Origin of the sequence: Streptomyces albidochromogenes, assembly GCF_005981925.1 — a bacterium.
GTDB classification, from domain to species: domain Bacteria; phylum Actinomycetota; class Actinomycetes; order Streptomycetales; family Streptomycetaceae; genus Streptomyces; species Streptomyces albidochromogenes.
The window spans coordinates 1-888 of record NZ_VBVX01000678.1 but is presented as its reverse complement, the minus strand read 5'-3'; the positions used below and the strand labels follow the sequence as shown (position 1 = coordinate 888).

Here is an 888-nt window from a genome sequence, read left to right as displayed (position 1 = left end):
GGTCGTCACCGTCCATGCCGTCGCCGCGCGCCTGCGCCCGCCCCCGCGTCGCTTCGAGCCCATTCCCGCCCCCGGTGTCTCGTCCGTCTCCCGTGAGTGATTCCCGTTCCGCCCGGCCGCGAAAGCCGTCGCCGCCCCGCATGTCGTCCGGGGCCCCGCATGATGGGAGGAGCGACGCTGTGAGCAAGGTCCCAGCCTGCGGCTCTCCACCGGCCGCACGCCCGCCGCTACAGTCCGTCGCGAGGGTCGGTTCATTACCAGCCAGTACGTTCAGCGGGAGGCACAGCAGATGGCGCGCGAGTCGGAGTCGGGACTGCCTATTGAGCCGGTGTACGGTCCGGACGCCCTGGAGGGCTGGGACCCCCGCGAGAAGCTGGGCGAGCCCGGCTCGTACCCCTTCACGCGCGGCGTCTACCCGTCGATGTACACGGGCCGCCCGTGGACGATGCGCCAGTACGCGGGCTTCGGCACGGCGACCGAGTCCAACGCCCGGTACAAGCAGCTGATCGCCAACGGCACCATGGGACTGTCGGTGGCCTTCGACCTGCCGACCCAGATGGGCCACGACAGCGACGCGGCGATCGCCGGCGGCGAGGTCGGCAAGGTCGGCGTGGCGATCGACTCGATCGACGACATGCGGGTCCTGTTCGGCGGCATCCCGCTGGACAAGGTCTCGACGTCCATGACGATCAACGCGCCCGCCGCGCTCCTCCTCCTGATGTACCAGCTGGTGGGCGAGGAGCAGGGTGTTCCGGCGGACCAGCTGACCGGCACGATCCAGAACGACGTGCTGAAGGAGTACATCGCGCGCGGGACGTACATCTTCCCGCCCAAGCCGTCGCTGCGCCTGATCGCGGACATCTTCAAGTACTGCAAGGCCGAGATCCC

1 protein-coding gene is annotated in these 888 nt (G+C 69.5%); it reads left to right on the top strand.

What is annotated here, in order from left to right; genetic code table 11:
* Positions 1–289: 289 nt before the first annotated feature.
* A partial coding sequence (locus E2E34_RS34720) for a methylmalonyl-CoA mutase family protein (RefSeq protein WP_244316410.1) occupies positions 290–888 on the top strand: 599 nt, incomplete at its 3' end.